Source organism: Stackebrandtia nassauensis DSM 44728 (assembly GCF_000024545.1).
Taxonomy (GTDB): domain Bacteria; phylum Actinomycetota; class Actinomycetes; order Mycobacteriales; family Micromonosporaceae; genus Stackebrandtia; species Stackebrandtia nassauensis.
Window position 1 is genome coordinate 6,698,684 of record NC_013947.1, and the last position, 22,963, is coordinate 6,721,646.

Consider the following 22,963-nt stretch of genomic DNA (forward strand, 5'->3'; position numbering starts at 1 on the left):
GGCCAACACCGCGTATCCGCCCCACCGCGCGATCCTCATGGTCACCTCAGGTGGCGAAGGCCGAGACGTGGATCCCGGCTTCGTCCAGAGCCGACCGGACCCGCCGGGCGATGTCCACCGCGCCGGGGGTGTCGCCGTGGACGCACACCGACTGGGCCGTCATGTCGATGACGACGCCGTCGATGCTGACCACCCGGCCGTCCACGGCCATCCGGCGCACCCGGCCCGCGATCGTCTCGGCGTCGTGCAGCACCGCTCCCGGCCGCGACCGGGGCACCAGCCGTCCCTCGGTGGTGTAAGCCCGGTCGGCGAAGGCCTCGGTCACGGTGACCAGCCCCGCCTCGGCCGCCAGTTTCAGGAACCGGGAGCCCGGCAGGCCCAGCACCGCCAGCTTCGGGTCGTAGGCGGTGACCGCCGCGACCACCGCCGCCGCCTGCTCGGAGTCGGTGACGATCCGGTTGTACAGCGCGCCGTGGGGTTTGACGTACCGGACGTGGTCCCCGGCGCGCAGCGCGAACGCGTCGAGGGCGCCCAGCTGGTACAGCACCTCGTCGGTCAGCACCCGCGGTTCGACGTCGATGTTCCGGCGTCCGAAACCGGCCAGATCGCGATAGCCGACCTGCGCGCCGATCGCCACGCCCCGCGCGGCGGCGCGTTCGCAAACCGCCCGCATGATCGACGGGTCGCCCGCGTGGAAGCCGCAGGCGACGTTCGCGCTGGTCACGATGTCCAGCAGCGCCTCGTCGTCGCCGAGCGTCCACACGCCGAAACCCTCGCCGAGATCGCAGTTGAGGTCGATGGTCCGTCGCATCACGGTCCTCCTTTCTCAGGCCAGGACGCCCAGTCCCTTGAGGATGTTGAAGACACCGAGCCCGGTCGCCACCAGGACGACCGTACCGCCGGCCAGGTTGCGGGCCAGGCTGTTTCGGTGTTCACCCATGACCTGCTTCCGGTTGACGACCACCAGCAGGAACACCGCGATGATCGGCAGCAGCAGGCCGTTGGTCGTCTGCGCGAAGATGATCGCCGGAACCGGGCTCTCGCCGACCGCCACCGCCAGCACGGCGCCGATCACCAGGACAGCCACCCACACGCCCCGGAACCTCCAGGACTTGAGATCCATTCTCCACCCGAGCATGCCGCTGACAGCGAAAGCCGCCGCGAGTGGCGCGGTTATGGCACTGGTGAGTCCGGCGGCGAACAGTCCGACGGCGAAGAACCACTTGGCGGCCGGGCCCAGCAGCGGCTCCAGCTGCTGGGCCATGTCGGCGCCGTTGGAGACGCTCAGCCCGTGGGCGAACAGCGAGGCGGCGGCCGTGGTGACGACGGCCAGCGTGATGACGCCGCCGACGCCGACCGACACGTAGGTGTCGGTGCGGGCCTGCGGCAGCGACTTCTCCAGTGGAATGTCGGCGGTCCACTTCTGCCGCACCGAACTGGCGTGCAGGAACAGGTTGTAGGGAACCACGGTGGTTCCGATGAGGGCGATGACGGTGATCGTCGAACCGTCCGGAATGGTCGGTACGAGTCCGGCGGCCAGCGCACCAAGGTCGGGGCGCACGACGACGGCGGTCACGATGAACACAATGGTCATCACCCCGACCAGCGCGATCATCACGGCTTCGATGAACCGGTAGATGCCGGTGTACAGCAACCCGAAGGCCAGCACGCCCACGGCGACGGCCCACACCTGGGTGGGCACGCCGCTGATCGTGGTCAGGGCGACGGCGGCCCCGGCGATGTTGCCGGTCTGGAAGGCGGCGTTGCCGACCGCGATGGCGGCCACGACCAGCACCGCGACAATGACCCCGGTGACCGGGTTGGTGAAGGTGGCGCGCAGCGCCTCACCGAGTCCGGCGCGGCTGACGATGCCGAGCCGGGCCGCCATCTCCTGCATGACCATCGTGGCAAGGATCGCGAAGACGGCGGCCCACACGAGGGCGAAGCCGAATTCGGCACCGGCCACGCTGGCCGTTGTCACCGTCCCGGGCCCGATGAAGGCGGCGGTGACCAGCAGCCCGGGGCCGAAGCGTTGTCTTTTGGTGGGGGTTGCGGGCGAGGCGTCCGCGATTTTCCTGTCGCTCATGACAGAGCTCCTCTTACTGAGGGCCCGTGGGGTAATCCGGGCCACTGGGACCCAGGCTATCCAATTGTTCAACAATCAGTCAATCCTTCAATTCAATGATTCCTGAAGTAGCCTTGACCCTGGAGTCCGCGTCGCGCCGACCCCGACCCGAAGGAGGACCCCATGACCACCCCTCCCCCCGAGTCCTTTGTCTACGAATCGCGCACGGTCGATCCCCCGACCCGCAACAGCACCGCCGAATTCGTGGCCGGTCTCCTGCGCACCGAGATCGCCGACGGCAAACGCCAGCCCGGCGACAAACTCCCCGAAGCCGAACTGTGCGAACTGCACCAGGTCTCCCGCAACACCCTCCGCGAGGCCTTCCAGCTCCTCACCCACGAACGCCTGGTGATCCACAACCTCAACCGGGGCTTCAAGGTCCGCCGCCCCTCCGCGGAGGACCTCTCCGACATCTACCGGGTCCGCCGCGTCATCGAATGCGGCGCCATCCGCTCGGCCGTCATCGTCCCCGAACGCCTGGCGGGCCTCCAACGAGCAGTCGCCGACGGCGAACGCGCGGCCAAACAACACGACGGCCGCGCCGTGGGCTCGGCCAACATCCAGTTCCACCGCTCCATCGGCTCCCTGGCCGAGAGCGCCCGCATCGACGAGGTGATGAACCAGGTCCTGGCCGAACTGCGCCTGGTCTTCCACGTCATGGGCAACCACGGCGACTTCCATCTGCCGTATCTCCCCAGAAACCGCGAGATCCTCGACTGCCTGGCCGAACACGACATCATGCGAGCCAGCCAGCTGCTGTCGAACTACCTCGACGACGCCGAGGAGCAACTACAGGCGGCCTACGAAGAGGCCGACTCGTGACGGGAAACGAAAAGACGGTGTCATCGCGGTCCCTACCGCGATGACACCGTCACCTATGGAGTGTTAGGCCTTGGGCGCCTTGCAGTAGGCGGCGGAGTTGGAGTTGAAGAGCTTCACGATGGCCAGGATGCTGAACACGACCTGGAGCAGGCCGATCAGGACGCCTCCGGCCCAGTACCAGTTGGGGACGATCATGCCCAGGCCGGCGTTCTTGGCGGCCAGGTCGGCGGTACCCGAGATCAGCACGGTCATGGCCATGCTGCCCAGACCCATGAGGGTGAAGATGATGGCGAAGATGGCGCCGGTGATGCGGGCTCCGTTGGAGCCCTTGCGGACCGGGAGGCCCAGGATGCCGATGATGAGGCCGAACACGAGGGTGACGTACATGGTGCCCGGGTTGAACCAGCTCGAGGTGACGGGTTTGCCGTCGAGGCCGGTGACCTTGCCCGCGAGGGTGTCGGCGACCGTGCCCGCCACGACGAAGTCGATGACCATGGATACGAGGCCGATGAGCAGGAGCACGAACATGAAGGTCGAGGCCGTGCGGAGTTGTTTCGGAGCCTCAGTCGGGGCCGGTGGGGTGGGTGGGGCCTGGAACTGAGGGGCTTGCGTTGGGTTGGACATGTGCTGATTTCTCTCCAATGGACTCTTGAGGGAGTGGCGCCGCGCGGATTGAGGGTTGGCGCGACGACCCGGGAGACGATACGGCGCTAAAGTGCCACGTTTGGGCAGGGGATAACGTTTGCACGGTTACTGAGCGGTATGTGTGCAGGTCATGGATTCGGAGCCCGAATACTGTCCTAAAGGGTAGTTTGGGCGATTGATCCATTCTGGCACGAATTGGGGAGTATCGGATACCGAGAATGGGCCTAAGAGGACAGATTGGCGAGGAACTTCTCCAGCTGGGACGAGTAGGCTCCCGGGTCCTCGTTCCAGGACGAGGTGTGGCCCGAGGAGGTCTTGACCAGCGTCAGCAGGTCCTCGGGGGCCGCGGCGGCGAAGTCGAGCGTCGCGGACACCTCGACGGTCTCGTCGGCGGTGTCGGCGAACAGCAGCGTCGGGGTCTCCAGGTCGGGGGCGAAGGCGCGCTGGTCGAGGTCGGCGAGGTCGAAGCCCGCGCGCCACTCGGCGAAGCTCTTGGCCAGGCCGGTGATGGGGGCGGGCAGGAACCGTTGGCCGCCCTGCTTGTCGAGCGTGGAGTTCCAGTCGAGCACGGGTGAGTCGAGGATGATCCCGGCGACCCGGTCGGGGGCTTCCATGCGGCGCAGCGTCGTCATGGTGACCGCTCCGCCCATCGACCAGCCGTGCAGGACGACGTTCTTGGCGCCCTTGTCGAGCGCGTAGTCGATCGCGGCTTCGACGTCGCGCCACTCCGAGTCGCCCAGGTGGTGGTAGCCGTCGGGTGAGGCGGGGGCGTCACCGAGTTCGGTGGGAACGTCGACCTCGTCGAAGTCGATGCCGTGGGCCTGCTTCGGGTCCTCGCCGTAGGTCCAGCCGTCGATGCGGGTGGCGGTGCCCTCGCGCAGTTCGCCGTAGACGATGTCGTCGATCTCGCGGGTGACGGTCTCGGCGTTCGAGCGCACCACCTCGCCCAGCACCGCGCGGCCGTCGGCCCATTGCAGTCCCCAGGTGCCCGGCCGGACGGTCTCCTCCTCGGTGGGGAGGGTGACCTCGGTGTCGGTGACGTCGGTGACCGGCAGCGAGAACTCGGGCGGGTTGTGCTGGACGTTGATGACCTCACCGGCGAAGTACCAGCTGACGCCGGGGGTGGCCAGCAGGATCACCGCCAGCGTCGCGGCGGCGTATCGGAGCCAGCGGCGGCGTTTGGGCGCGGCGGCGGCCGGTGCGACGTCGGGGACGACGTCTTCGACGGGTTTCACCATCTGTTTCTCCTGGCAGGCGGATGAACAATAGCCCGTAACCGGCTAGGGTGCCCACATGGCCGAGGAGTCGCAGGCCGCGCTGGCCACACCCGCCGGACGCGGCATCGTGCTGGCAGCCGTGCTCGGGTCCAGTGTGGCGTTGCTGGACGGAACCGTCGTCAACGTCGCGCTGCCGCACATCGGCGGTGATCTCGGATCCGGAATGGATGGTTTGCAGTGGATCGTCAACGGCTACACGCTGATGCTGGCCGCGCTGGTGCTCACCGGTGGGGCGCTGGGTGACCGGTTCGGGCGACGAAGGCTGTTCCTCGTCGGCGTGATCTGGTTCGGCGTCGCCTCGGCGCTGTGCGGATTCGCGCCCAACATCGGCACCCTGATCGTCGCGCGCATCGCCCAGGGCATCGGCGCCGGGCTGCTGACGCCGGGCTCGCTGGCCATCATCCAGGCGTCGATCCGCAAATCCGACCGGGCCAAGGCGATCGGCGCCTGGTCCGGGCTGGGCGGCGTCGCGGCGGCGGCCGGGCCGTTCCTGGGCGGCTGGCTGGTGGACGCGTTCTCGTGGCCCTGGATCTTCTTCCTCAACATCCCGCTGGTGATCGTCTCGGTGCTGGCGACCCTGAAATGGGTGCCCGAGACCCGTGACGAGACCGCGACCGGGCGCTTCGACATCACCGGCAACGTCCTGGGGGCGCTGTTCCTCGGCGGGGTCACCTTCGCGCTGGTGCAGTCGGGCGATCCGGGCCCGGCGATTGTCGCCGGTGTCGTCGGCGTGGCCTGCGGCATCGCGTTCGTCATCGTCGAACGCCGCAGCGCCTCACCGGTGCTGCCGCCGACCATGTTCGCCAGCCGCCAGTTCACCGCCATCAACGCCGTCACCTTCTGCGTGTACGCCGGACTGGGCGGGGTGCTGTTCTTCCTGGTGATGCAGTTGCAGGTGGTCTCCGGCTACTCGGCGCTGGAGGCCGGGATCACGATGCTGCCGTTCACGATGCTGATGCTGGTGTTCTCGGCCCGGGCCGGGGCGCTGGGCGAACGGCTCGGGCCCCGGCTGCCACTGGCGGTCGGTTCGGCGCTGTCGGCGATCGGGATCCTGCTGCTGCTCGGCGTCGGTCCCGACGCGCCGTACCTGACCCGGGTGCTGCCGGGCGTGCTGGTGCTGAGCGTCGGCATGACCATCACGGTGGCGCCGTTGACGGCGGGAGTGCTGGCCGCCGCCGACGCCGCCCACGCCGGGGTCGCCAGCGGCATCAACAACGCCGTGGCCCGGGCCGCGAGCCTGCTGGCGGTGGCCGCGCTGCCGATGGCCGCCGGGATCACCGGCGACTCCTATGAGGACCCCACCGCTTTCGCGCCCGGGTACCGGATCGCCGTGGTCATCTGCGCCGGGCTGGTCCTCGTCGGGGCGGTCATAGCGGCGCTGCTCGTCAGCGGCCGCGAGCCCGAACCGGAGGCTCCGCGTCCGGTGTGCCGCACCCAGTGTCCTTACGCCGCACCGCAACTGGAGCCGGACGCCGAAGCGGCTACTCCTTCTTGAGCTTCTTGCCGATGTCGTCCCAGTTGACCCAGCCGCACGAGATCGGCTCGTTGGCGCCCGACCACACCAGGTTGGCCGGAATCCAGCCGTCGTAGAGCTTCTTGTCCGGCTTCTTGCCGATGCGCAGCTCGATCCGGTCGATGGTCTGCTTCTCGCCGGTGTCGGTGACCTTGCCGCCCTCGCCGGGAACCAGTACGGTGCCGTCGATCTCGGCCGCGTCGGGGTCGGGGGCCAGCCGGACCGGGACCTCCTTCGTCACGACGTAGTTGGCGTCCTTCTTGTACATGTCGAAGAAGTAGCACCGGTCGACGGCACTGGTGGCGTGGCCGATGCTCACCGGCACGCCGTCCTGCACGAACACCGTCTGCGGCGGCGGGTTCTCACCCTGCGAGTCGTTCTTCTCGCCGTCGCAGTTGCCGTCCCCGCTGCGGGTGACCAGCGGCAGCCCCGACAGGCCGTCCCGCTTCACGGTCAGATCGCTCTCGCCGGGACAGTCCATCCACTGCCAGGCCGCCGGGTGCTTCACCGGCACCACCTTGCCGTCGTTCCACAGCCAGATGAAGACGCCCTTCCAGGCGGTGTAGCGCTTCTCGGGCGTCCCGGTGAACTCCAAAGTAGCCACGACGTCGGTGTTGCTGTCCCCGTTGACATCGGTGAAGATCGGCTTGGTGCCCTCGGCCAGCCGCATGTGCGGCTCGTCGCCGCTGTCGCCCTCCGTCGGGTAGTAGAGGCCGTCGGTGAACCGCACCGGCTCGACGGCGGGCTCGCGGTCGTCCAGGTCGAAACGGTACTTGTCGCCGTACAGGTAGTAGGGCCGGTTGTCGGGCGGCAGGTAGAACGCCGCCGACTTGAGGTCGAAGTCGATCTCCATGTCCTCGGCCGACACCTCGGCGCTGGGCTGCGAACCGCCCGGATCCGGTTTGCTGGCGAACCAGCCGCCCAGATACGCCACCAGGCACAGCACCAGCAGCATCACCACGACCCCGGCCACCACCGGCCACCGACGCTTCGGGGCGGGGATCGGCGCGTCGTCGGTCTCGGCCTGCTCCTGCGAGCCCTCAGTCATGCAGGCCATCTTATGGGGGCTCGGCGGCGAGGCTCTAGCCCTGGTACGGCGGGCCGAAGCGGGAGCCGTCGGCGGTCGGGGTCGGCTCGGGTACCACCAGACGGCCCGGCAGCTGGGCCACCGTGAGGCTGCCCTCGGCCACCGGCAGTTCCGGCTGCTCCAGGATCGTGGGCGAGATGTCCAGCCGCTGGTGCAGCATCCGCGACACCAGTGGCACCCGGCTGCTGCCGCCCACAAGGAACAGTCCACTGAGGTGCTGCGGGGTGAGCCCGGCGCCCTCGATGACCCGCGCGGTCTCGTCGACGGCGCGCCGCAACAGCGGCGTGGCCACCGACTCCAGTTCACCGCGGGTGATGTGCAGGGTCTCGTCGCCGCCGGGCACCGCGATCGGCGCCTGGGACGAGCGCGACAGCATCTCCTTGGCGCCGCGCACGTCCTCCCAGAACTGGCGCCGGATCCGGCGGTCCCAGCCGGTGGCCGGACGGGTCAGCTGCCGCCACAGCGTCGGGCTGCGGGGTTGCAGTTGTTTGCCGACGTGTTCGATGAGGGCCGCGTCCAGGTCGAGCCCGCCCAGGTCGGAGAGGCCGCCGTCGGAGGCGACCGTGAAACCGTTGGAGCCGTAGCGGACCACCGCGATGTCGAGGGTGCCGCCGCCGAAGTCGAACACGGCGATCGAGCCGCCGCTGCCGAGCCGCTGCCCGAGCGAGTCCACATAGTAGTGGGCGGCGGCCACCGGCTCGGTGACCAGCCGGACCTCGCCCAGCCCGGCCCACAGTGCCGCCTGGCTCAACAGGTCCCGGCGCCGGGTGGCCCATTTGGACGGCACCGTCAGCACCACCTCGGTGTCCTTGGCGCCCGACTCCCAGGCCTTGGCGGCCACCCGGGACAGGATCGCGGTCAGCAGCTGGTCGGGCCGCAGCTCCCGGTCGCCCAGCAGCACGGTGCCGTCGTCGATGCGCTGCTTGGGGTTGGGCTCAAACCGGGTCGGGTCGACCTGGGCGAGCCGCTGCGCGTCGCGTCCGACATGGATGTTGCCCTGTTCGTCGCAGAACACCGCCGAGGGCAGCACCGGCGAGCCGTCCCACAGCAGCGGTTTCACCCGGCCGTCACGGTGCCGCAGCACCGCGACGGTGTGTGAGGTGCCGACGTCGACGCCAAGGCGATACCCGGATCTCACTGCGTCGCTCCATCGGCCGGACTGGGACAGGTGCACTCATGCAACATACCGGGTATGGCACGTGCCCTCCGGAGTGAGACCGACCCTAGCCGACCTCGCCGGTCTTGGGATCCACCTTCCAGACCAGAACATCGGCGACCTTGGTCCCCGGGCCCCACAGTCGGGTCAGCAGGGTCCGCAGCTGCCGCTGGTACTTGTGCTCGGGTCCCAGCACGACGGCCTCGGCCCGCCAGACCCGCAGGTCCTCGGCGGCCTGTTCCCGGTCGGCGTCGGTCACGTTGCCGATCGAGCCGTCGTCCATCGTCTTGAGGATCCGTTTGGCGGTGGGCAGGTGCTTGCCGCTCCACTGGCCGTCGCCGGTGGAGTCGGGACCGATGAACGCGCCCAGCGGCACCGCGAACTCGAAGTCGGCGGCCTCCTGCCAGCGCTGCCCGTCGAAGGAGATGTGCTCCGAGATCGGCACCGGGACCATCGTCCCGCCTTCGTCCACATAGTCCCGCCATTCCCCGGAGGTGATGAACTCGGGGATCGGGGTGCGCGGTTCGGTGGACGGCGCCAGCGGGATCAGCGGCACCAGCGCCACCGCGAAGACCAGGTACCAGGTGCGGCGCAGTTCCCGGGCCTTGCGGGAGGCCCGGTCGAGCCCGTAGGCGACGAAGATCGCGACCACCGGCAGGATCACCAGCGCGAACCGGGTCGGGATGGTGGAGTCGAACAGCGGCAGCGGCCGCACCAGCGCGTACGGTCCCCACACGCCGGTGTGGTTGCCGTTGACGCGGATCTGGCTGCCCAGGCTCAGCGCGGCGAACACGATCGCGGTGATGCTCAGGCTGCGCAGCACCTTGTGCCGCTTGAAGAACATCAGACCCAGCACGATCGTCAGCGCCGCCAGCGGCAGCCCGAAGAAGGTGTTCTCCTCGGTGACGTTGTGCCGCAGCCGGACGTTGGGCAGCTGCACCCGTCCGCCCAGCGAGTCGCTGGGGAAGGCCGCGAACGAGGCCAGGTCGGCCGGGAAGTCCTCCGGCGGCCACGGGATGCCGCTGTAGGACTGCGGTCCCAGGAACTGCAGCCACAGCGGATAGGCCAACAGCGCCAGCGAGACCAGGCCCGCGATGGTCAAACCCTTGAGGTAGCGCGGGATCAGCGGCTTGACGACGTGCCATTCGGTGATCGCGTACACGGCGGTGAACACGGCCATGAACAGCGCCAGCAGGAACACGACCTCCTCGCCGATGAAGATCTGCACCACCAGCAGCAGGCCCAGCCACACGCTCTTGCGCAGCAGGTTGCCCGGCTCGCGCAGCCGCAGGATCGCGATGAGGATGATCGGCACCATGAACGTCGCGGTGAAGTTGAGGTGCCCGTTGGCGTGCGCGACGCTGGAGGGCCCGAAGGCGCACAGCCCGGCCGCCACCACGGAGGCCGCGGTCGTCAGTTTCAGGTAGCGCTTGAAGAAGTGGCACCAGGCCAGCGCGGTGCCGAACAGGCCCAGCGTCATCGCCAGCACGTAGGTCACCGGCGCCCCGAACAGCAGCGTGATCGGTGCGAGCACCAACCCGATGGCCACCACCGAGGTGTTGGCCATGAGGTTGACGCCGTCGGGCACGTTCAGCAGCTGGCTGAACAGCGGGTTCTCGCCGTGGGTGATGGCACGGGCGGTGTGCCCCAGCACCCACTCGAACAGGACCTGGTCGTCACCCGGGTTGTCGGCGTGATGCCGTCCGATCGGGTTGACCCACAGGCCGATCATGAGCAGGAACGAGGTCAGCAGGTATCCGGCCGCGATGAGCCGGGGTGTGGTGGCCAGGCGGCTCAGCCGCTGTCGCCGGGGTTTCTTCTCGGGTTCCTTCGCCGCGCCGGTGACGGTAGGCGGCCGTTCCTCCACCAGTTCCGCGGTCACGACACCCGCGCTTCCAGGCACTTGCCAATACTCACGGTTCAAACTCCAACATGGATAGGTGCGCCGGGGTGGCGGCGTCAGCCTACGAAACGAAACGTGAATAAAGCGCTCGTCACGGGGGACGACAGATGATGATCAGGTGACGTGTAAATGACTCAGGTGTTCAGAAGCCTGCGCGGGCCCGGTCCCTGGGCCGCGAGTTCGTCGTAGCGGTTGGCGATCGCGCAGGACTTCAGCGACAGGCAGCCGCAGCCGATGCAGTTGGTCAGCTCGTCGCGCAGGTTCTCCAGTGTGCGGATCTTGGCGTTGAGCCGGTCCTGCCAGCGCGAGGACAGCCGCTGCCAGTCGGCCTTGTTCGGGGTGCGGGCGTCGGGCAGCTCGGCCAGCGCCGAGGCGATCTCGTCCAGGCTCAGGCCCACCTTCTGGGCGGTGCGGATGAACGCGACCCGACGCAGTTCGGCGCGCGAGTAGCGGCGCTGGTTGCCGCTGGTGCGCTCGGAGGTGATGAGGCCGCGCTTCTCGTAGAACCGCAGCGTCGGTGCCGAGACCCCGGCGCGGTCGGCGAACTCGCCGACGGTCAGGTGATCCTGAAACTTCAACGTGACGTCCTTCATGTTCACTTGACCTAAAGTCAACTTCAGGTAGCAGTCTATCGACATGACAGCCACTTTCGAAACGGCGCGACAGCTGGCCCAGCGAACCGTCGTCGATCCGCGCTACCCGATCAACACCTACACCCTCGACCCGCTGTGGGTCCTGTACGACCGGATCCTGCGGATCGACTCCGCCGACCCGGACGACCCCAACCGGGACCGGTTCTATCTGTCCAAAGGGCACGGACCCGGTTCCTACTACGCGGTGCTGGCCGCCAAGGGATTCATCCCCGCCGACTGGCTGGATTCGGTGGCGGCCACCGAATCCCCGCTGGGGGCGCACCCCGACACCACCCGGGTTCCGGGCGTGGAGATCTCGGCCGGTTCACTGGGACACGGCCTGCCGCTCGGCATCGGCACCGCGCTCGGCCTTACCGCCCAGGGCATCCACGCGCCCCGCGTCTACGTCCTCATCGGAGACGCCGAGCTCGACGAGGGCTCCAACCACGAGGCGATGGCCTTCGCCGGAGCCTACGGACTGGGCAACCTGACCACCCTCGTGGTCGACAACCACTCCGCCACCCACGGCTGGCCCGGCGGCATCGCCTCCCGGTTCACCGCCCAGGGATGGACCGCCACCACGGTGGGTATCACCGACCACGACGGCCTGGCCTCCGCGCTGACCCGTCACACCAAAGCCGCCCCGCACGCCGTCATCGCCACCGTTGAGGACTGATCACCATGAACGCCACCGTTGCCGAGGCCATCGCGATGCGCGACGTCTTCATCTCCGAGACCGCCCGACTGCTCGACGACAACCCGCGACTCGCGCTGGTGCTGGCCGACATCTCCGCCGGTGAGGGCCGGTTCGCCCAGGCCGGAGTCGACCACCCCGACCGCGTCATCAACGTCGGCATCCGGGAACAGCTCATGGTCGGCGTCGCCGGCGGGCTGGCCCTGGCCGGACTGCGCCCCATCGCGCACTCCTACGCGCCGTTCCTCGTCGAACGCGCCTTCGAGCAGGTCAAGCTGGACTTCGGCCATCAGGGCACCAGCGGCATCCTGGTCAGCGTCGGCGCCTCCTACGACTGGTCCGAGGGCGGCTACACCCACTTCAGCCCGCGCGACGTGGCCCTGTTCGACACCATCCCCGGCTGGACGGTGCACGTGCCCGGCCACCCCGACGAGGTCACCGGACCGCTGCGCGCCGCCGCCGACAGCGACGAGTCCGTCTACATCCGACTGTCGAACCGCCGCAACGCCGAGGCCCACGCCAGCCCCGACGGGAAGCTGACCGTCCTCAAGCGCGGCGGACAGGCCACAGTGGTCGCCGTCGGCCCGATGCTCGACAACGTCCTGGCCGCGACCGCCGACCTCGACGTCACCATCGCCTACGCGGCCACCGTGCGGCCCTTCGACACCCAGACCCTGCGCGAACTGGCCGGTACCACCGCTGACACCATCGCGCTGGTCGAGCCCTACCTGGCCGGGACCTCCGACCACATCGTCAACGCCGCCCTCACCGACCGTCCACACCGGCTGCTGTCGCTGGGCGTCGGACGGGAGGACCTGCACCGTTTCGGCACCCCCGACGACCACGACTCCTGGCACGGCCTCGACCCCGCGGGAATCCGCGCGTCGCTGTCGAAGTTCCTGTCAGTGTAGGAACGTGGGCCGCGCCGGTACATTCAATACACTTTGGATGAACTGATCTTCCCGTCAACCGGCGCGGCCCACAATCACAAGCTGTTGCGACGCTTCCGCTTGCGGGAGTACCAGACCAGCGCGACCGTCAACGCCAGCCCGACACCGACACCCACCGCCGTGGCGGGCACCGCGGGCCGGTGCCGCAACGCCGCCACCCGGCGCCGCAGCGAGATCGGGTGCTTGAACGACAGGATCGGCCAGCCCCGCTCCAGGGCCAGCTTGCGCAGCCCCCGGTCCGGGTTCACGGCGGTGGGATGCCCGACCGCCTCCAGCATCGGCATGTCCGTCATCGAATCCGAGTACGCGTAACAGTCCTTGAGGTCGTAACCGCGCTCCTCGGCGAACTCCGCCATCGCCTCGGCCTTGGCCGGACCGGCGGCGTAGAACTCGATCTCGCCGGAGTAGCGGCCGTCCTCGATCACCATCCGGGTCGCGATGACGTCCTCGATACCCAGTAGCCGTCCGATCGGCCGGACCAGTTCATCCCCCGAGGCCGAGACCAGGACGATGTCCCGGCCCGCCGCCCGGTGCTCGGCCACCAACGCGACCGCCTCGGCGTAGATGTACGGATCGATAAGCTCACCAAGGGTTTCCGCGACGATCTTGCTGACCTGCTGGGTCTCCCAGCCCCGGCACAGCTGCGCCAGGTAGTCGCGGGTGCGGGCCATCTGATCCTCGTCGGCCCCCGCGATCAGGTAGGCCAACTGCGCGTACGCGGCCTTCAGCACATCGCTGCGCGCCATCAACCCGCCGTGGTACAGCGGCCGTCCGAATGCCAGTGCGCTCGACTTGGCGATCATCGTCTTGTCCAAGTCGAAGAACGCGGCGCTCGATGCCGTGGATGGACTCATGGGGCCCGAGTCTAGTACCGCTCATCTAAATCCTGACAGACATCGATCCACTACCGACCGTGGTTCTTATCTCCAGATGTGGACGACAGCCCGCACTTCAGGCATGCTTATTGACATACGGATCTACGGCGCTTTTCCTCCCTTCGGCGCCGTTGCCCGTTGAGACCTCAGCGGTTGCCTCCCCCCCGTGGCCGCTGGGCGGGTCTGGCTCGTCATCCCCCCCGGAGCCAGGCCCCTGACGGCCGCTGGAATCCCCCCCTCCAGCGGCCGTCCTTTATTGTCCGGGCACGCGAAAACCCCGGCAACCACTGGGCCGCTGGGGTTCTCAGATACGGACGGTGGCTCGGGCCGGGGCCAGGACCTTGGTGCCGTCACACTGGACGGTGAGGTTGACCTCGATCGCGCCGTCGTCGAGGACCTTGCGGACGGCGCCGGAGACGGTGACCGTGGCCGGGGAGTCGGCGGGTACCGGGACGGGTTTGGCGAACCGGGCCGTCAAGGCGGCGACCTTGGCCGGGCCACCGGCCCAGTCGGCGACGGCGCGAGCGGCCAGGCCCATCGTGTACATGCCGTGGGCGATGACGCCGGGCAGACCGGCGGCCTTGGCCGCCGTGTCGTCGAGGTGGATCGGGTTGTTGTCGCCGGAGGCGGCGGCGTAGGCGGCCAGGTCGGCGCGGTGGATGGCGTACTCGACGCTGAAGAGTTCGTCGCCCGGGTTCATGCCGTCCCTCCCACGAACAGGGTGGTGGTGACGGTCGCGACGCGGGCGCCGTCGGGGTCGACGGCTTCGGCGCGCAGGCTCAGGATGTCGTTCCCCGCCACCGACTTGATGTCGTCGATGGTGATCTCGCAGACGACGGTGTCACCGACGCGGACCGGGCGCGCGAAGTCGAAGGACTGTTCGCGGTGCAGGACCTTGGTGTAGTCGAGCCCGAAGTCGGGGTCGTCCTTGAGGGTCTCGACCGCGGGCATCGTGATCGAGACCAGGAACGTCGGGGGGGCGATGTCGCCGTCGACGGTGTCACCGAGGGCGGCCGCGAAGGCCGAGACGGCTTCGGTGGTCACCGTGACGGGAGTCGTGGTGGTGACCGTCCGGCCGATGTACGCGCGGTTGAGCACGCTGCCGCTAGCGGGTCTCGCGGTGGGCGGTGTGCTTGTTGCAGCGCGGGCAGAACTTCTTCAGTTCCATCCGGTCGGGGTCGTTGCGGCGGTTCTTCTTGGTGATGTAGTTCCGCTCTTTGCATTCGACGCACGCCATGGTGATCTTGGGACGGACGTCGGTACCACTCTTGGCCACGGTGATGCGCCTTTCCAGAATCTGATTGCTTACGAGCTAGATGGCGCGAAGCGCCGACTGGCTAGCTTACCTCAAGCCCTGATCAAGCCATACGTGACCACGGGGCTGAAGGGGGCGCACCGCGCCCCGTGCAGTAGCGACGGGCGGACTTGAACCGCCGACACAACGATTATGAGTCGTTTGCTCTGCCACCTGAGCTACGCCGCCAAGCGGCCGGTTGTGGAAGAACCTGATACCGACCGAGAGAGCCCCTTTACGGAATCGAACCGTAGACCTTCTCCTTACCATGGAGACGCTCTGCCGACTGAGCTAAAGGGGCGGGTTATTCGCCTTGCGGTGAACGCGCCGGGACAAGGCTACATGACTCGCGAGACGTCTCGCATCGGGGTTTAGACCGCGCGCAGTTTGGGGGGTGTGGTGTCGGCGGACTGGGCCGCCATCCAGGCAACGAACCGGTCCGCCGCCAGCGGACGGGAGAAGTAGAAGCCCTGGGCGATGTCGCAGCCCATCTCGGTGAGGTGGGACAGGGTCATCTCACTCTCGACGCCCTCGGCGACCACGGTCATGTGGAAGTGGCGGGCCAGGTCGACCACGGCGCGCACGATCGCCAGGTCGCCCTCGTCGGTGGCCATGCCCTGCACGAAGGACTTGTCGATCTTGATCTCGCTGGCGGGCAGGTTGCGCAGGTAGGACAGCGAGGAGTAACCCTTGCCGAAGTCGTCGACGGCGAGCCGGATTCCCAGGTCGCGCAGCCGTTGCAGGGTGTGCGGCATCTTGCCGCCCGCGCTGACCATGCCGTCCTCGGTGATCTCCAGGGTCAGTCGGCCCGCGTCGACGTGGTACTCGTCCAGCAGCCGGGCGACCAGGGACGGGAAGTCGGCGTCGGTGAGGGTGCGCGGGGAAAGGTTGACGGCGATGCCGATGGCGCTGTTCTGTTCCGACCATTCGCTCGCCCGGGACAGGCCCTCGCGCAGCACGAACTCGGTGAGGCGGCTGAGCAGACCGGTGTGTTCGGCCACCGGGATGAAGTCCTCGGGGGCGACGTCGCCGTGAGTGGGGTGGTGCCAGCGGGCCAGGCATTCCACGCCGACCAGCCGACGGTCGGTGAGCGTGATCTTCGGTTGATAGTGGACGTCGAGTTCACCGGCGTCGAAGGCGCGCCGCAGATCGCTGGCCAGGCCGAGCCTTCGGACGCTGCCGGACTCAAGGGCCACATTGTACACTTGCACGCCGCTGGTGACGTTCTTCGCCGACTGGGTGGCCACGTCGGCGCGCTGCAACAGGGTGTCGGCCTTGTCACCGGATTCGGGGTGGATCGCGATGCCGACGGCGGCGTCGATGTCGACGTTGAGGGTGCCCAGCGTGCAGGGGCGTTGCAGTTCCTCGCGGATCTGGCCCGCCAGTTCGGAAGCCGCCGCGGCGTCGGGCAGCCGCATCACCAGCGCGAACTCGTCGCCGTCGATGCGGCCGACGTGGGCGCCGGGTGGGGCCGCGCCCCGCAGTCGGCGGCCCACCTCGACGATGAGCTTGTCCCCGGCGGCATGGCCGATCGAGTCGTTGATCTCACGCATGCTATCGACGTCGAACAGCATGACCGCGACGATCTCGTTGGGGACGATGAGCGAGATCGACTCCTCGATGACGTTCATGGTGCGGCGCCGGTTGGGCAGTTCGGTGAGCGAGTCGTGGTAGGCGTCGAAGCGGAGTTTGTCGACCAGACGGGAGTTCTCGACCGCGACGCCCGCGTGGGCGGCCAGGGTCTCCAGCAGAGTCAGGTCGTCGCGCCGGAACCGGACCAGGTCGCCACCGAGCCGGTTGGCCACCGACAGACAGCCGAAGGTGGTCTTGCCGGACTTGAGCGGCACCAGGATGGCGTCCTTGACCCGCTCGGCGGCGAGCAGTTCCCGGTGTTCCGGCTTGCCCTGCTTCGGGGTGACCAGCAGCGGTTCGCCGGTGGACAGCACCTCGCGGCGCAGCGGTTCGGGGACCGGGGTGGTGTCGAGCAGTCCCTCGATGTCCATGTACGCGGTGAGCAGCAGTTCGGGGAAGCGCTTCTCCTTGGGCACCCAGACGGTGGCGGCCTCGGCGGTGAGCATGTCGCGCAGCCGGTGGGTCATGATGTCGACGAGCCGGTTGCTCTGCACGGCTTCGGCAACGGACTGGGTGAAGTCGTTGAGGTCGGTCAGGCTCTTGCGCTGCCGGACCATGTTGGAGTACGCGCGATAGGCCGCGAAGATCAGCACCACGACGACGGCCAGCGGCAGCAGCGACCATTTGGTCGCGGTGATGACCAGCAGGATGAGGATGCCGAGGCAGGCGTTGATCCCGGTGATCACCGTGCTGGAACCGAAGCCCTGCACCATGACGTCCAGACCCTTGCGGCCCTGGGTGATCAGGATGATCATCGCCAGCCACAGCGCGCTGACCATGTGGGCGACGAAGACCGCGAGCAGCAGCACGCCCCAGGTTCGGGGTTCGTTGGGTTCGCCGAGACCGGCACTGGCCGCGACGAGTGCCGCGGTCGCTCCGGCGACGCTTTGATTCGCGGCATTGAACACGGTTTTCAATGCCGGGGCCTGGCTGGTAATCAATCGATATGAGTAAACAACCAGACCGCCACCGACGCGCATGGCAATGAACCAAAACGGCGAGAAGAAGAACATCCCGAGAATGAACGGAATCTCACCAGCACTGACCAGAATGGATTGTTGGCGCACTTCGAAATGCAAAGGCAGACTCAGTACGCAAACATAAAGTCCTGATACCAGTACGAACGAGAGCCAATCAGGGCTACCCGGGGACACCCGCCACGCGGCGAAGGTCAGTACCGCCGCGAGTGCGATGAGGGCGACGACAACGGCCCATGCGGTGAACTTGGCCCACCCGCGTGTCGCTGCCGTTTTGGCTGCCAAGCAACTCTCCTTCGCCGCCTCAATGCCCGAGTCGGAGAATTATCCCCAATCGTGTTCGCTGGTGCTCGGCGGCTCGTCTGCCTCGGCATGGGTCGAAACCAAGGCCAGCGCACCCAGTGCTATGAGTATCGCTGCCGCTGCTGCCAAAATACGTCGTAGTCTCTTGGGAACCTTCATGGTTGGCTCCTTTTTGCGTGGTTTGCCAAAGCCAGACGCCTTGGGGGCTGAGGATATGGTGCCACAAGTTGCCACGCTCGTGGTAGGGGGCGTACGGGTGAGTAACACATAAGAGTGGACTATTTAACCATTTGATTGAGAATACCGGTTTTATGGGGGATTGTCGGCTAATGCGAATGGTCAAGGACCCAGTGTTCAGGCTCACTTTCGAACAGTTACGGTGTCGGGTGGTCCGCGCCGGTTACGGCTGTCGGACCCTGCGACGGTCACCCCTCCACGACCGCGTCGTGTCGTCGCTTCCTGTCCGCCGACATGGAGGGTTGCGGTGAGCGAGACTCACGTCGTCGTCTTCGCGCATGCCGGTGCCCACGCGCACCGGCGCGGTTGTCACCGGGCGCCGCTGTTCCACCGGGGCAAGCACCGGGCGCCGTTCACGTTCCCGATCCCGCAGCAGGGCCGCTACGCGCTCGTGGTGGGCGCGGCCGTAATCAGCGCCGGGGCGGTGGCCCTGGGATCGGCGGCGGCGCTGCCCGCCGACGGCAACGGACCCTCCGATTCGGTTGTGGCCGTTGACCAGTACGCCACCCACGCCGCCGACTCCGAGGCCTACGGTTCGATGGCGGAGCCCCCGGAAGCCGAGGCCCGGCCGCAGTCGGCCAAGGCCGAGCCCGACAGCCCCATCACCGAACAGCCCGCCGAGAAGTACTGGCGGGCACCGCTGGACGACTACGACCTGACCTCGCTGTTCGGTGCCCGGTGGGGGATGCGGCACGAAGGGCTGGACTTCGGCGCCCCCGAAGGGGAACCGGTGTACGCGGTGTATCCCGGCAGGGTGAAGTCGGCGGGCTGGAACTACGGCGGTTTCGGGCAGCTGGTCATCATCGACCACGGCGACGGCGTGGAGACCTACTACGCCCACAACTCCCAGATCGCGGTCGCGGAGGGGCAGTGGGTCAAAGCCGGGCAGCAGATCTCGTCGGTGGGCAACACCGGCAACTCCTTCGGGCCGCACCTGCACTTCGAGTTGCATGTGGACGGTGAGCCGGTGGATCCGAAGCCCTACCTCTTCGAACGGGGCGTCGACGTGGAGACACTGGCCGACAAGGTCCTCACCGACGAGAAGCCGCTGCACTAGCACTGTGGCGGGCGCGCTATGCGCACCCGCCACAGTAGAGGGAGAACTTCTTACCGTACGAGCTTCACGTCGGCGGCGTCGACGTACATCAGCCGACCGCCGAGCTGGATCTGGTAGTAGGACCGGTCGCCCTCGACCAGGATGCCGGGGACCTCGAACTCCTTGGCGTAGTAGTACTCGGAGTCGACCTTGCCCGGCGTGCTGTAGGACTGTCCCTTGTCGATCGTGTAGGGCAGCGGCGGCAGGTCCTGCACCGGGACACCGGTGCCCTCGTAGGCCTCGGCCTCCGGGTACGGCACGCCGTACACCTTCACGTCGTCGGACTTGGGCGTGATCGCCTTGCCGTCGGCCGGAATCAGGGTCGGGGCGTCCTTCGGGTTGTGGATCCAGCCCTTCTGGCCCAGATACCACACCGCCGTCCAGTCGCCCTTCTCCTCGGCCACGACGAAGCGCTGACCGGTACCGGCACGGCTGCCGACGTCGTTGACCCGGTTGGTGGCCGGAGTGCCGTCGGGCTTGATGCCCTTGTCGTTGAGCAGCGGCGCGTCGGCGCGGGGTTCGCTGCGCAGGAAGACGACCGCCGCACCGCGCTTGCCGCACGAGCCCTGCGGGTTCGACACGTCGCAGCCGATCATCTCGGGAGTGTTGGTGTCGAAGTCGGGCGCGACCATGACCACGCCGTTGTCACCGTCGCCGGGCTCCAGCGGGGCACCCAGCAGGTCGAAGTAGTGCTGCCAGTCCCAGAACGGGCCGGTGTCCCAGTGCATCCCCGCGATCTTGGCCGGGGCGGTGCCGGGAACGTTGTCGTGGCCGATGATGTGGTCGCGGTTCAGCGGGATGTCGAACTTCTTCGACAGGTACTTCACCAGCTTCGCCGAACTGCGGTACATGGCCTCGGTGAACCAGGAACCCTCGGCGGCGACGCCCTCGTGCTCCAGACCCATCGAATGCGCGTTGACCGACCAGTTACCGGCCTGCCAGGCCACGTCCTCGCTTTTGACGTGCTGGGCGACGTGCCCGTCGAAGGACCGCAGCGTGTACTGCCAGCTGACGTAGGTCGGGTCCTGGACCAGCCGCAACGTGTTGGTGTAACTGGTCTCGGTGTCGTGGATGACCAGGTAGTCGATGTCCATGTCCTTGGGCCGGTTGGCCTGGTCATGGTTGCCGTAGTCGACGGGTTTCTCGCCGTACTTCTCGTACGGCGCCGGGATCCATTCGCACTTCAGCTTCTTGGGGCATTCGGTCTTGCCCTTGCGGCTGTCGCGCAGGCCCGCCTTCTCCAGGCTGCCCCGGTCCGGGGACACGGCGGCGGCCTTGAGCTTGACGGTGCCGTCGTCGGTCTTCTCGGTGGCACCCGAGGCGATCAGTTCGAAGACGTCGTCGGCGAACCGGCCCGCGGTCGCCGTGTCGGCGGCACCGGAGTACTTCGCCACCGCCGCGTACCAGTCGCCCGGGTCGTCACTGTCGATGCCCAGCGCGTCCTGGTGGTCGGCCAACAGCGCGGCACCGCCGCGGATGTTGGCCAGCGGGTCGGTGCGCAGCGCCTCGCGGGAGGCGCCGGTCAGTTCGGCGGCCTTGGGCAGCGTCGCGTACGCGGCCTCCTTCGGGGCCTCGGACGAGCCGCCCTCGGGGGCCTCCATGGGACGGCGGTCGTCGCCGCGGGCGTCCTCGCCGTCGTGGTGGCTGCCATCGCCCTCCTCGGCCTTCACGGCCTTGGCGTCGGTGAGATGCATCGGGCCGAAACCGGCGGCGGTGCTGTAGGTGCCGCCGTGGTCCCGCCACCGCGACTCCATGTAGGACACACCGAGCAGGACCGGCTCGGGCACACCGAACTCGGCCGCCGCGGCGGCGAACTCACCCTGCCGGTCGGCGGGGGCCTGGGCGTTGGCCCCCGTGCTCCAGGTGATGGCCGCGGTGGTGCCGACGGCCAGTACGGCCGCGGCCGCGATGGCGCGCTTGGGCAAGCGCGTTCGAATGAGGTTTGCGGACACTAGGACTCCTCCCTGATGCGCAAAGGCGCATTTTGCACACGGAGTTTGATAATTCGTCCATAACCGTCTCATCCGGACAGCGGCACGTCCTTGGCGGTGGCGGTCACCGCGATGTGGTCGTCGGCGAACTTCGGGTCGCCCAGCTTCAGATCGAAGGGCATGCTCGGCAGCGGGATCTCCTTGTTGAACTTCTGCGCCACCTCGTTCATCACCGCGTCGCCGCCCTGCGGCAGCTGACCCTCGGCGGGTTTGAACTCCTGCGCCTGGATGACCAGCTTGTTGTCGGTGACGTCGACCGTCGCGCCGCCGACCACTTCCACCTGCTGTCCGGCGACCTCCATGGTCAGCTTGATCTCCAGCGTGCTGTCGTCCTTGGCCGAGATCTCGGCGTTGGTGGTGTTCTCGATCGACTTGGTGAGGCTGTCGTAGGAGATGTCGGCCTCGGCCTCCATCCTGGACGCCTTCACCGGTCCGCTGCCGCCCATCGCGGTCGACATGTCCGCCTGGACGTCGTGCGCGATGATGTCCAGCTTCGGCAGCGTGATGGTGTCGTTGCCGACCTCGACCAGCTCGATGTCGATGCGGGTGTACTCCCCGGCGATCACCTGGGTCAGGAACGGGAAGCCGCCCATGGTCACCACCGGCGGCTTGGCGGACTTGACGTCGTTCTCGGTGGCCTTGTTCGCGATGACCTGGCTGAGCTGGTCGCCCGCGATGGACGCCGCCACCCGGTCACCGATGACCAGAACCGCCAACAGGATGACGATCGTGGTGATCCAGACGATGGCTTTCTTGCGGGGAGAGGACTTGGCCATGGGGTGGGTTCTCCAATGGGTGGAAGGCGGCTAACCGCCCTGGGTCAGGTAGTAGACGCCCAGCAGATAGGAAACCGGCGCCGCGACCCCGAAGGCCAGCAGGGGCCCCAGGCCGTGGCGTACTGGCCATAGTGCCACGCCGCCGCCCGCGATGCGCCGACCCGCCTGTGTGTAACCGGCCGCCAGGTCCCCAAGCACCCCAACCAAACCGATGATCAGACCGCCCACGGCGGCGGTGCCCGGGGTCGGGCCGCCCTCCAGCAGGATCGCGCTGTACGCGGCAACGGCGGTGCCCACCATGCCGCCGATGACGACCCCGAAGGCGCCGCGCGGCACCTGCCGGTTGATGCGCGGCTTCGGCAGCGTCAGGTCACAGGCCCGGGCGGCCATGACGGCGGCGCCGACCGCGATCGCGCCGGTCCACAGCGCCTGCTGCCCACCCGGTTTGCCCAACAGGCCGATCCAGCCCGCGAACCCGCTGACCACGACGGACAGGAACAGCGTCGAACCCATCGACACCGTCAGCTCCTCCCGGCCGGGACCGCGCGAGAACTGTCCGGCCACCGCGATCCCCAGCGCGATCGCCGGGATGTAGACCAGCCGGTCCAGCGAGATCGGGTGCGAGTAGAACACCAGCCAGTCGGCGGAGATCGCCGAGACCAGCCCCGCCACCAGGGTGATCGTCGGGGAGGCCGGTTTGCGCAACTGCGTGTACGTCACGACGGTGAGGATCTGCATCACCAGGATGACCCCGGCGAACACCTCCCGCCGCAGTCCGGTGGCGGCGATGAGCGCCACCGCCAGGAAGCCGGTGAACACCACGACCCCGGCCCGCGCCCACAACACGGGGGTGGGCGGCGGCATCGTCGGATCGTCGTCGGGTGTTCCGGGGGACGGGATCGGGGCGGTGGGCCCGGACTCCGGCCCGCCACGCTGGCCGTGGCGAGCCTCCGGGTACGGCGGGCTGGGTTCGGTCAC

The 22,963-nt window shown here is 68.0% G+C and carries 21 protein-coding genes and 2 tRNA genes; 5 read left to right on the forward strand and 18 right to left on the reverse strand.

What is annotated here, in order from left to right; all coding sequences use genetic code 11:
* Positions 1-46: 46 nt before the first annotated feature.
* Both SNAS_RS31410 and SNAS_RS31415 read right to left on the reverse strand, forming a co-directional pair.
* Positions 47-811: a LamB/YcsF family protein gene (locus SNAS_RS31410; RefSeq protein WP_013021538.1), complete on the reverse strand. Its 765-nt coding sequence runs from the start codon at positions 809-811 to the stop codon at positions 47-49.
* A gap of 15 nt (positions 812-826) precedes the next feature.
* Positions 827-2,086 (reverse strand): Nramp family divalent metal transporter, encoded by a 1,260-nt coding sequence (locus SNAS_RS31415; RefSeq protein ID WP_013021539.1) that lies wholly within the window; start codon positions 2,084-2,086, stop codon positions 827-829.
* A 162-nt stretch (positions 2,087-2,248) separates the two neighbouring features.
* Between SNAS_RS31415 and SNAS_RS31420 the strand changes: the two genes are divergently transcribed.
* Positions 2,249-2,947: a GntR family transcriptional regulator gene (locus tag SNAS_RS31420; RefSeq protein WP_013021540.1), complete on the forward strand. Its 699-nt coding sequence runs from the start codon at positions 2,249-2,251 to the stop codon at positions 2,945-2,947.
* A gap of 63 nt (positions 2,948-3,010) precedes the next feature.
* Here SNAS_RS31420 and SNAS_RS31425 read toward each other — a convergent pair whose 3' ends face one another.
* Positions 3,011-3,571: a hypothetical protein gene (locus SNAS_RS31425; protein WP_013021541.1), complete on the reverse strand. Its 561-nt coding sequence runs from the start codon at positions 3,569-3,571 to the stop codon at positions 3,011-3,013.
* A 245-nt stretch (positions 3,572-3,816) separates the two neighbouring features.
* Positions 3,817-4,830 carry an alpha/beta hydrolase family protein gene (locus tag SNAS_RS31430; RefSeq protein ID WP_013021542.1) on the reverse strand — a complete coding sequence of 338 codons (1,014 nt, stop codon included), beginning with the start codon at positions 4,828-4,830 and terminating at the stop codon, positions 3,817-3,819.
* Between the two features lie 55 nt (positions 4,831-4,885).
* Here SNAS_RS31430 and SNAS_RS31435 point away from each other — a divergent pair, with 55 nt between their 5' ends.
* Positions 4,886-6,364, forward strand: coding sequence for an MFS transporter (locus tag SNAS_RS31435; RefSeq protein ID WP_013021543.1), 1,479 nt, complete (start codon positions 4,886-4,888; stop codon positions 6,362-6,364).
* Here the strand turns inward: SNAS_RS31435 and SNAS_RS31440 are convergent.
* The 4 genes from SNAS_RS31440 to soxR all read right to left on the reverse strand — a co-directional run bounded on the left by SNAS_RS31440 (position 6,351) and on the right by soxR (position 11,121).
* Positions 6,351-7,430: a hypothetical protein gene (locus tag SNAS_RS31440; RefSeq protein WP_144300699.1), complete on the reverse strand. Its 1,080-nt coding sequence runs from the start codon at positions 7,428-7,430 to the stop codon at positions 6,351-6,353. The genes SNAS_RS31435 and SNAS_RS31440 overlap by 14 nt on opposite strands.
* A 34-nt stretch (positions 7,431-7,464) precedes the next feature.
* The gene (locus tag SNAS_RS31445) at positions 7,465-8,607 is read right to left on the reverse strand and encodes an Hsp70 family protein (RefSeq protein WP_013021545.1); all 1,143 of its coding nucleotides are present in this window, start codon (positions 8,605-8,607) and stop codon (positions 7,465-7,467) included.
* Between the two features lie 85 nt (positions 8,608-8,692).
* The gene (locus tag SNAS_RS31450) at positions 8,693-10,507 is read right to left on the reverse strand and encodes a glycosyltransferase family protein (RefSeq protein ID WP_013021546.1); all 1,815 of its coding nucleotides are present in this window, start codon (positions 10,505-10,507) and stop codon (positions 8,693-8,695) included.
* A 155-nt stretch (positions 10,508-10,662) separates the two neighbouring features.
* Positions 10,663-11,121: a redox-sensitive transcriptional activator SoxR gene (soxR, locus tag SNAS_RS31455; protein ID WP_013021547.1), complete on the reverse strand. Its 459-nt coding sequence runs from the start codon at positions 11,119-11,121 to the stop codon at positions 10,663-10,665.
* Between the two features lie 43 nt (positions 11,122-11,164).
* On the opposite strand from soxR, the gene SNAS_RS31460 reads away from it, so the two are divergent.
* Both SNAS_RS31460 and SNAS_RS31465 read left to right on the forward strand, forming a co-directional pair.
* Positions 11,165-11,836, forward strand: a complete 672-nt coding sequence (locus tag SNAS_RS31460; RefSeq protein WP_013021548.1) for a thiamine pyrophosphate-dependent enzyme — start codon at positions 11,165-11,167, stop codon at positions 11,834-11,836.
* 35 nt (positions 11,837-11,871) lie between these two features.
* Positions 11,872-12,765 (forward strand): transketolase family protein, encoded by an 894-nt coding sequence (locus SNAS_RS31465; protein ID WP_041627357.1) that lies wholly within the window; start codon positions 11,872-11,874, stop codon positions 12,763-12,765.
* Between the two features lie 74 nt (positions 12,766-12,839).
* Here the strand turns inward: SNAS_RS31465 and SNAS_RS31470 are convergent, their stop codons facing one another.
* The 7 genes from SNAS_RS31470 to SNAS_RS31500 form a co-directional block, all read right to left on the reverse strand.
* Positions 12,840-13,658: an HAD family hydrolase gene (locus SNAS_RS31470; RefSeq protein WP_013021550.1), complete on the reverse strand. Its 819-nt coding sequence runs from the start codon at positions 13,656-13,658 to the stop codon at positions 12,840-12,842.
* Between the two features lie 325 nt (positions 13,659-13,983).
* Complete coding sequence (locus tag SNAS_RS31475; protein WP_013021551.1) at positions 13,984-14,379, reverse strand: MaoC/PaaZ C-terminal domain-containing protein; 396 nt, start codon at positions 14,377-14,379, stop codon at positions 13,984-13,986.
* The gene (locus SNAS_RS31480; protein ID WP_013021552.1) at positions 14,376-14,777 is read right to left on the reverse strand and encodes an FAS1-like dehydratase domain-containing protein; all 402 of its coding nucleotides are present in this window, start codon (positions 14,775-14,777) and stop codon (positions 14,376-14,378) included. Before SNAS_RS31480 ends, SNAS_RS31475 begins: the two co-directional genes overlap by 4 nt.
* A gap of 7 nt (positions 14,778-14,784) precedes the next feature.
* On the reverse strand, positions 14,785-14,916 hold the full coding sequence (rpmG, locus tag SNAS_RS31485) for a 50S ribosomal protein L33 (RefSeq protein WP_244409190.1): 132 nt from the start codon (positions 14,914-14,916) through the stop codon (positions 14,785-14,787).
* 173 nt (positions 14,917-15,089) lie between these two features.
* Positions 15,090-15,162 (reverse strand) — tRNA-Met (locus tag SNAS_RS31490).
* A 39-nt stretch (positions 15,163-15,201) separates the two neighbouring features.
* Positions 15,202-15,274 (reverse strand) — tRNA-Thr (locus SNAS_RS31495).
* A 70-nt stretch (positions 15,275-15,344) separates the two neighbouring features.
* Positions 15,345-17,513, reverse strand: a complete 2,169-nt coding sequence (locus tag SNAS_RS31500; protein WP_244409191.1) for a putative bifunctional diguanylate cyclase/phosphodiesterase — start codon at positions 17,511-17,513, stop codon at positions 15,345-15,347.
* Positions 17,514-18,369: 856 nt separating this feature from the next.
* Between SNAS_RS31500 and SNAS_RS31505 the strand changes: the two genes are divergently transcribed.
* Entirely contained in the window at positions 18,370-19,179 is an 810-nt protein-coding gene (locus SNAS_RS31505) for a M23 family metallopeptidase (protein ID WP_013021555.1), read from the forward strand.
* Positions 19,180-19,229: 50 nt separating this feature from the next.
* On the opposite strand, the gene SNAS_RS31510 is transcribed toward SNAS_RS31505, so the two are convergent.
* The 3 genes from SNAS_RS31510 to SNAS_RS31520 all read right to left on the reverse strand — a co-directional run bounded on the left by SNAS_RS31510 (position 19,230) and on the right by SNAS_RS31520 (position 22,963).
* Positions 19,230-21,143, reverse strand: a complete 1,914-nt coding sequence (locus SNAS_RS31510) for an N-acetylmuramoyl-L-alanine amidase (protein WP_041625306.1) — start codon at positions 21,141-21,143, stop codon at positions 19,230-19,232.
* A 95-nt stretch (positions 21,144-21,238) separates the two neighbouring features.
* Complete coding sequence (locus SNAS_RS33555; protein ID WP_013021557.1) at positions 21,239-21,985, reverse strand: LmeA family phospholipid-binding protein; 747 nt, start codon at positions 21,983-21,985, stop codon at positions 21,239-21,241.
* Between the two features lie 30 nt (positions 21,986-22,015).
* Positions 22,016-22,963 carry a hypothetical protein gene (locus SNAS_RS31520; protein WP_144300701.1) on the reverse strand — a complete coding sequence of 316 codons (948 nt, stop codon included), beginning with the start codon at positions 22,961-22,963 and terminating at the stop codon, positions 22,016-22,018.